The organism is Dactylosporangium sucinum (assembly GCF_014647515.1).
Taxonomy (GTDB): Bacteria; Actinomycetota; Actinomycetes; order Mycobacteriales; family Micromonosporaceae; genus Dactylosporangium; species Dactylosporangium sucinum.
In genome coordinates this window covers 1-9,175 of the sequence record NZ_BMPI01000138.1, presented here as the reverse complement: position 1 = coordinate 9,175, position 9,175 = coordinate 1, and the positions used below count along the sequence as shown (strand labels likewise).

The following is a 9,175-nucleotide window of genomic DNA, read 5'->3' as shown; positions in this document are numbered from 1 at the left end:
GTGGGGCTGTTCGTGGACGTCAGTCCCGACGGGGTGCTGACGTCGATGATCGCCGCGACCGCGCCGGACGCCACCGTGGTGCCGACGTTGCGGGCCGGGCACCTCGTCAACGCCGCGGCCGGGTTGCACGCGGCCGGAGCCAAGGTGGACTGGGCGGCCGTGCTCGGCCGCTCGGAGACGTATGTGCAGCTGCCGACGTACGCGTTCGACCATGAGCGGTTCTGGCTCGACCCGCCGACCGGGCCCGGGGATGTGCGCGCCGCGGGGCTCGGCGAGGCCGGGCATCCGCTGCTCGGCGCCGCCGTCACCCTGGCCGGCGGCGGGGGCCGGGTGTTCACCGGCCGGCTCTCGCTCGCCGCGCAGCCGTGGCTGGGTGACCACGTCATCGCCGGCCGGGTCCTGGTGGCCGGGGTCGCGATGGTGGAGCTGTCCATCCGGGCCGGCGACGAGGTCGGCTGCGACGGCATCCGCGACCTGACGCTGCACGCGCCGCTGGTCGTGCCGGCCGACGGCGCCGTCCAGCTCCAGCTCACCGTCGGCGAGCCGGACGAGGACGGCACCTGCCAGGTCGGCATCTACACCCGCCCGGAGACGCCCGGCGCCGCCGAGCCGTGGACCCAGCACGCCAGCGGCATCCTCGGTACCACGACGGAGCGCACCACGACCTCAACCGACCTCACCAGCTGGCCGCCGGCCGGGGCCGAGCCAGTCGCCGTGGACGGGCTGTACGAGCGGCTCGACTCGGCCGGGTTCGGTTACGGGCCCCTGTTCCGTGGGCTGCGGCGGGCGTGGCGGCGCGGTGACGAGGTGTTCATCGAGGCGGCGCTGCCCGAGCACGCGACCGGCGAGGCCGCCGCGTTCGGGGTGCACCCGGGGCTGCTGGACTCCGTCCTGCACGGGCTCGGGGTCGCCGGCTGGGACCACCCCGGCATCGACGGGCTGCCGTTCGCGTGGACCGGGGTTCGCCTGCATGCCGCCGGCGCGGCCACCCTGCACGCCAGCCTGCGGCCGGCCGACGGCGGCGGCGTCACCGTCACCGCGGTCGACGGCAGCGGCGGACCCGTCGTGGACATCGACCGCCTGGTGCTGCGGCCGCTGCCGGGGACCGTCCGGCCCGACCCGGTCCGCGACGCGCTGTTCGCCCCGGAGTGGATCCCGGTGACCGCGGCGGCCGGGGCCGAGCCGCCGGCGAGCGTCGTGCACTACCCGGCCACCGCCGGCGACGGCGATCCCGCCGTGCGGGCCCGGACGGCCGTCGCGGAAACCCTGGCGGCCCTGCAGGACTGGATCGCCGGCGACCGCGACGACGAGGCGAGGCTCGTCATCGTGACCCGCGGCGCCGTCGCCGCCGGCGGCCCGGTGACCGACCTCGCGGGCGCCGCGGTCTGGGGCCTCGTCCGCTCGGCCCAGGCCGAGAACCCGGGCCGTTTCACCCTGGTGGACCTGCCGGCCGGGGACGACGGTGGACCGGACCTCGACCTCGCGCTCGCCGTGGCCGGGGACGAGCCGCAGCTGGCCGTGCGTGGTGGCGAGGTGCTCGCCGCCCGCCTGGCCCGGGCCGTCCCCGCCGGCCGGCTCGCGCCCCCGGCCGACGCGCCCGCCTGGCGCCTCGAACCCGGCCCCAACGGCACCCTCGACGAGCTGCACCTCGCCGCCCATCCCGAGGCCGCCGCCGAGCTGGAGCCGCACGAGATCCGGGTCGAGGTACACGCGGCGGGCCTGAACTTCCGCGACGTGCTCATCTCCCTCGGCATGTACCCGACCCGCGCCGACCTCGGCTCCGAGGGGGCCGGCGTGGTCGTCGAGGTCGGCGCCGGCGTCACCACCCTGGCCCCCGGGGACCGGGTGATGGGCCTGATCGCCGGCGGCTTCGGCCCCGTCGCCCGGGCCGACCACCGGATGCTCGCCCGGATCCCGGACGGCTGGTCGTTCGCCACGGCCGCGTCGGTGCCGGTCGTGTTCCTCACCGCCTACTACTCGCTCGTCGACCTGGCCCGGGTCCGGCCCGGCGAGACCGTGCTCGTCCACGCCGCGGCCGGCGGTGTCGGCATGGCCGCGGTCCAGCTGGCCCGGCACCTCGGCGCCCGCGTCCTCGGCACCGCCAGCACCGGCAAGTGGGACGTGCTGCGCGGCCTGGGCCTGGACGACGACGCCATCGCCTCGTCGCGCACCCTGGACTTCGAGGCGGCGTTCCGCGCGGTCACCGGCGGCCGCGGCGTCGACGTCGTGCTCAACTCCCTCGCCGGCGACTTCATCGACGCGTCGCTGCGGCTCATGCCGCGCGGCGGCCGGTTCGCGGAGATGGGCAAGACCGACCCGCGCGACCCGGCCCGCCTCGCCGAGCAGCACCCCGGCGTCGCCTACCTGCCGTTCGACCTCATGGACGCCGGGCCCGAGCGGATCGGCGCGATGCTGGCCGAGCTCGTCGCCATGTTCGGCGCCGGCACGCTGCGGCCGCTGCCGCTGCGGCAGTGGGACGTGCGCCGGGCCCGCGACGCGTTCCAGTTCGTCAGCCAGGCCAAGCACATCGGCAAGGTGGTGCTGGCGGTCCGCCCCGGCTGGACCCCCGGCGGCACCGTGCTCATCACCGGCGGCACCGGCGGTCTCGGCGGCGCGCTCGCCCGGCACGTCGTCACCAAGCACGGCGCCCGGCACCTGCTGCTGGTGTCCCGCTCCGGTGAGGCGGCCGCCGGGGTCGCCGAGCTGCGCGCCGAGCTCGCCGGTCACGGGGCCGCGGTCGAGGCGGTCGCCGGTGACGTCGCCGACCGGTCCTCCCTGGCCGCGATCCTGGCGTCGGTACCGCCCGAGCGCCCCCTGACCGCGGTGGTCCACGCCGCCGGCATCCTCGACGACGGCGTCCTCGGCGCGCTGAACGCCGAGCGGGTCGACGCGGTCATGCGGGCCAAGGCCGACGGCGCCTGGCACCTGCACGAGCTGACCCGCGACCACCCGCTGGACGCGTTCGTGCTCTTCTCCAGCGCCGCCGGGGTGCTCGGCAACGCCGGGCAGGCCAACTACAGCGCCGGCAACGCGTTCCTCGACGGCCTCGCCGACCACCGGCACGCCGCCGGGCTGCCCGCCGTGTCGCTGGCCTGGGGGCTGTGGGCCGAGTCTTTCGGCATGGGCGGCCGGGCCGGCGACGGCCGGCCCCGCGCCGGGCTGTCGACCGCCGACGCGCTCGCGCTGTTCGACGCGGCGATGCTCGGCGACGACCCGCTGCTCGTGCCGATCCGCCTCGACCTCGGTGGCATCGAGGCCGGGGGCGGCGACGGCGTACTGCCGATGCTGCGGGGCCTCGTGCGCAGCCGCACCCGGCGCAGCGCCCGGGACGGCGCGGCCGGTGGCGCCCCGGGGTGGCTCGCCGACCTCGCGCTGCTCGGCCGCGACGAGCAGCACCGCCGGCTGCTCGACCTGGTGCGGGCGCGGGCGGCCGCGGTGCTGCGGCACGACTCCCCGGACAGCATCGAGCCCGGTGGCGCGTTCAGCGACCTGGGCTTCGACTCGCTGACCGCGATCGAGCTGCGCAACGGCCTCGGCGCGGCGACCGGCCTGCGGCTGCCGGCGACGGTGGTGTTCGACTACCCGACCCCGGCCGACCTCGCCGGCTACCTGCACGGCGAGATGGTCGGCGACGACTCCCTCGCCGCGCGGTCCCTGCTGGCCGAGCTCGACCGGATGGAGAGCGCGCTCGCCTCCGTCACGGCCACCGATGCCGAGGGCGGCCAGATCCTGGTCCGCCTGCAGGCGCTGACCATGAAGTGGGGCGCCCTGCAGGGCGCCGGAGCCGCCGCGGCGGCCGCCGACGGGCTGCAGACCGCGACCGATGACGAACTGTTCGACTTCATCGACAAGGACCTCGGCCTGTCATGACCACACGGGGTGCCCCTATGAGCAACGAGGACAAGCTCCGCGACTACCTCAAGCGGGTCGCGGCCGACCTCCAGCAGACCCGCCAGCAGCTCATCGAGGCGGAGTCCCGCGAACGCGAGCCGATCGCGATCGTCGGCCTGGCCTGCCGGTACCCCGGCGGGGTGACCTCGCCCGAACAGTTCTGGGCGATGCTCGCGGCCGGCACCGACGCCATCGGCCCGTTCCCCGAGGACCGCGGCTGGCTGCTGGAGGACATCACCGGCGGCGGCTACTTCCCCGAGGGCGGCTTCATGCCCGACGTGGCCGGCTTCGACGCCGGCTTCTTCGGCATCAGCCCGCGCGAGGCCCTGGCCATGGACCCGCAGCAGCGGTTGATGCTCGAGGTCACCTGGGAGGCGATCGAGCGGGCCGGCATCGACCCGGCGAGCCTGCGCGGCAGCACCGGCGGCGTGTTCGTCGGCGCCAGCAGCCAGGAGTACAACTCGCTCGTCGCGGCCAACCCGGAGGGCCTGGGCGGCTACATCCTCACCGGCTCCGCCGGCAGCGTGCTGTCCGGCCGCCTGGCCTACTTCCTCGGCCTCACCGGCCCGGCGATCACCGTCGACACCGCCTGCTCGTCCTCGCTCGTCGCCCTGCACCTGGCGGTCCAGGCGCTGCGCAACGCCGAGTGCGGCCTGGCGCTGGCCACCGGCGTCACCGTGATGGCCACCCCCGGCACGTTCGCCGAGTTCGCCAACCAGGGCGGTGACGCCGGCGACGGGCGCTGCAAGGCGTTCGCCGGCGCCGCAGACGGTACCGGCTGGGGAGAAGGTGCCGCGGTGCTCGTCCTGGAGCGCCTCGCCGACGCCCGCCGCCTCGGGCACCGGCCCTGGGCCGTCATCCGCGGCTCGGCGGTCAACCAGGACGGCGCCTCCAACGGCCTCACCGCCCCCAACGGCCCCTCGCAGGAGCGGGTCATCCTGCGCGCCCTCGCCAACGCCCGGGTCGCGGCCGGCGACATCGACGTCGTCGAGGCCCACGGCACCGGGACGCGGCTCGGCGACCCGATCGAGGCCCGCGCGCTGCTGGCGACGTACGGGCAGAGCCGCCCGGACGGCCGCCCGCTGTGGCTCGGCTCGGTGAAGTCGAACATCGGCCACACCCAGGCCGCGGCCGGCGTCGCCGGGGTCGTCAAGATGGTCCTCGCCATGCGGCACGCCACGATGCCGCGCACGCTGCACGTCGACGAGCCCACGCCCGAGGTCGACTGGTCGGCCGGCGCGGTCGAGCTGCTGACCGAGCCGCGGCCGTGGCCCGCGGACCAGGACCGGCCGCGGCGCGCGGCGGTGTCGTCGTTCGGGGTCAGCGGCACCAACGCCCACGTGATCCTGGAGGAGGGCGACCCGGTACCGGCGCCGGAGCCCGTCGAGGAGCCGACCGCGTGGCTCGTCTCGGCGAAGACCCCGGCCGCCCTTCGCGCGCAGGCGCTGCGGCTGGCCGACTTCGCCGCCGGCAGCGACGACGGTCTCGCCGACACGGCCGTGGCCCTGGCCACCCAGCGCACCCTGTTCCCGTACCGGGCCGTGGTCGCTGGCGGCACCCGCACGGAGCTGGTCGCCGGGCTGCGCGAGGTGACCGCCGGCCCCGCCGCCGCCCCCGGCAAGGTGGTCATGCTCTTCCCCGGCCAGGGCTGGCAGCGCGCCGGCCTGGGCGTCGAACTGCTGGAGGCGTCGCCGGAGTTCGCGGCGTCGATCGACGAGTGCGGCCGGGCGCTGGCGCCGTGGGTCGACTTCGACCTGCGGACCGTGCTGGCCGGCGACTCGTGGCTCGGCCCGGTCGAGGTCGTGCAGCCGGTCCTCTGGGCGGTCATGGTCTCCCTGGCCCGGATGTGGGCCTGGGCGGGCGTGACCCCGGACGCGGTCGTCGGCCACTCGCAGGGCGAGATCGCCGCCGCCGTCGTGGCCGGCGCGCTCAGCGTCGAGGACGGCGCGAAGGTCGTCGCCGTCCGGGCCCGGTCCCTGCGCAAGCTCGCCGGCACCGGCGCGATGGCTTCGGTCGCCGCCTCGGCCGAGCGCGTCGCGGGCTGGCTCGCCGAAGGGCTGAGCATCGCCACCGTCAACGGCCCCGAGTCCGTCGTCGTGTCCGGCCCGCCGGAGATCGTCCACGACTGGGTGGCCACCCTGGACGTACCGACGCGGGTCCTCGACGTCGACTACGCCTCCCACGGCCCGATGGTCGAGCCGATCGAGGAGAGCCTGCGCGAACAGCTGGCCGACGTCCGGCCCGGGCCGGGCAGCATCGGCTGGTTCTCGACCGTCACCGGCCGGTGGATGGACGGCCCCGAGGCCGACGGCGCCTACTGGTACACGAACCTGCGCGAGCAGGTCCGGTTCGCCCCGGCGATCGAGGCGCTCGCCGCGGCCGGATACACGAGGTTCGTCGAGGCCAGCGGCCATCCGGTGCTCATCGCCGGGATCGCCGACGTGGTGCCGGTCGCGACCGGGACGCTGCGCCGCGACGAGCCGGAGTGGACCCGGTTCCTGGCCGCCGCCGGCGTCCTGCACAGCGCCGGGACCACCGTCGCCTGGCCGAAGCTGCTCGGCGAGGCCCGGCGGCCGGTCGACCTGCCGACCTACGCCTTCGAGCACAGCCGCTTCTGGCTCGACCCCCAGGGCGGCGGGCAGCACCCGATCGAGACCGTGGCCGCCCTCGCCGGCGGGCAGGGCTACGTCGGCACCGGGCGGCTCTCCGTCGCGTCCCAGCCGTGGCTGGCCGACCAGCCGGTGGTGCCCGGCAGCGCGCTGCTGGAGCTGGCCATGCGGGCCGGCGACGAGGCCGGCTGCCCGGTCGTGCGCGAGCTGACCGTGCACGAGCCGCTCGTGGTCCCCGAGCGGGAGACCGTGCGCCTGCAGGTCATCGTCGGCGAACCCACGCCCGGCGGCACCCGCGAGGTCGGCGTCTACGCCACCACCGGCGACGAGTGGACCCGCTACGCCACCGGCGTCCTCGCCCCCGACACCGACCCCGAGACGGTCGAGCCGCTTGCCTGGCCACCCACCGGCGCCGAGGCGGTCGACGTCGATGCCGTGATGTCCCCGTCGGTACTGCGTGTGTGGCGCGGCGACGGCGAGGTGTTCGCCGACGTCGTGGTGCCCGGCGACGCCACCCTGCCGGGTGCGGCGTTCGGCCTGCACCCCGCCCTGCTCGACGGGGCGATGCAGGCATGGCGGGCCGCCACCGGCGACGCGACCGGCGAGACCGGCGAGGTGTGGCTGGGCACCAGGTTCGAGGACGTCCGGCTGTCCGCGGTCGGCGCCGACCGGCTGCGGGTCCGCATCGGCCCGGGCCCCGACGGCTCGATCGGCATCACCGCGGCCGACGGGCTCGGCGCCCCGGTGGTCTCGGTCCGCTCGTTCGACTGCACGGCGGTACCGCCGGAGTTCGCCGACCGGCTCGTGCGGGTGCCCGCGGCCGGGAAGGCCCGGCCGGCGGCCCGGCGGGCCGCCGCCACGGGCGTTGCGGCGGACGACGGCGGCCAGGCGGCGCTGCGGCAGCGCCTGGCCGGGCTGACCCGCGACGACCAGCTCACCACCGTCCTCGACCTGGTCCGCACGCACGCCGCCGGCGTCCTGCGGCACGAGTCGGCCGATGCCGTCGCCGCCGACCAGCCGTTCCGGGAGATCGGCTTCGACTCGCTGACCGCCGTCGACCTGCGCAACCGCCTCGCCGCGGCGACCGGGCTCACCCTGCCCGCCACCCTCGTGTTCGACCACCCCACGCCGCTGGCGATGGCCGCCTTCATCCGCGACCAGGCCGTCGGGGCGACCCGGTCGATCATCGTGCACGCCGCCGCGGTCTCCGACGAGCCGATCGCGATCGTCGGCCTGGCCTGCCGGTTCCCCGGCGGGGTCGGCTCGCCCGAGGCCCTGTGGGACCTGCTCGCCGAGGGCGGCGACGGCGTCGGGCCGTTCCCCACCGACCGCGGCTGGGACCTCGGGCCGGCGCCCGCCGACGTGTGGCCGGAGGGCGGGTTCCTCACCGACGTCGCCGGGTTCGACGCCGGCTTCTTCGGCATCAGCCCCCGCGAGGCCCTCGCCATGGACCCGCAGCAGCGGCTGCTGCTGGAGGTGTCCTGGGAGGCGGTCGAACGAGCCGGGATCGACCCCGCGACCCTGCGGGACACCCCGTCGGGCGTGTTCGTCGGCGTCGGCAGCTCCGAATACGCCTCGCTGCTGGCCGCCAACCCGTCCGGCGGCGAGGGCTACCTGCTGACCGGCAACGTGCCGAGCGTCGTCTCCGGGCGCGTCGCCTACACCCTCGGCTTCACCGGCCCGGCCATCAGCGTCGACACCGCCTGCTCGTCCTCGCTCGTGGCGCTGCACCTGGCCGCGCAGTCGCTGCGCAACGGCGAGTGCACCCTGGCCCTGGCCGGCGGCGTGACGATGATGGCGACCCCGGGCGCGTTCGCCGAGTTCGCGACCCAGGGCGGCCTGGCCGGCAACGGCCGCTGCAAGGCCTACTCCGGCGACGCCGACGGCACCGGCTGGGCCGAGGGCGTCGGCGTCCTCGTCGTCGAGCGCCTCTCCGAGGCCCGCCGCCTCGGCCACCGCGTCTGGGGGCTGGTCCGCGGCACGGCGGTCAACCAGGACGGCGCCTCCAACGGCCTCACCGCCCCCAACGGCCCCTCCCAGGAGCGGGTCATCCTCCAGGCGCTCGCCAACGCCGGGGTCACCGCGTCCGAGGTGGACGTCGTCGAGGGGCACGGCACCGGCACCCGGCTCGGCGACCCGATCGAGGCCGGCGCGCTGCTGGCCACCTACGGCCAGGACCGGGCCGAGCCCGTCTGGCTCGGCTCGGTCAAGTCGAACATCGGCCACACCCAGGCGGCGGCCGGCGTCGCCGGGGTCATCAAGATGGTCATGGCGATGCAGCGCGACACGATGCCGCGGACGCTGCACGCCGATGAACCCTCGTCGCAGATCGACTGGACCGCCGGCCGCGTGTCGCTGCTGACGGCGGCGCGCGCCTGGCCGCGCACGGAGGGCCGCCCGCGCCGGGCCGGTGTGTCGTCGTTCGGGATCAGCGGGACCAACGCCCACGTGATCATCGAGGAGGGCGACGCGGTGCCGCTGTCCGAGGCACGCGAGGTGCCGACGGCCTGGCTCGTCTCGGCGAAGTCCGAGCGGGCGCTGCGCGCCCAAGCCGCGCGGCTGGCCGACTGGGCCGCCGGGACCCGGGACGGCATCAACGACACGGCCGTTGCGCTGGCGACGCAGCGTTCGCGGTTCCCGTTCCGGGCGGCGGCCACCGGGTCGACGCGGGAGGA

The 9,175-nt window shown here is 76.5% G+C and carries 2 protein-coding genes; both read left to right on the top strand.

The window, feature by feature from the left end:
- The first annotated feature begins 12 nt into the window (after window positions 1-12).
- Complete coding sequence (locus tag IEZ31_RS54980) at window positions 13-3,870, top strand: SDR family NAD(P)-dependent oxidoreductase (RefSeq protein WP_190258158.1); 3,858 nt, start codon at window positions 13-15, stop codon at window positions 3,868-3,870.
- A 17-nt stretch (window positions 3,871-3,887) separates the two neighbouring features.
- Window positions 3,888-9,175 (top strand): type I polyketide synthase (locus IEZ31_RS54975; protein ID WP_190258157.1); only part of this gene is annotated, 5,288 nt, incomplete at its 3' end.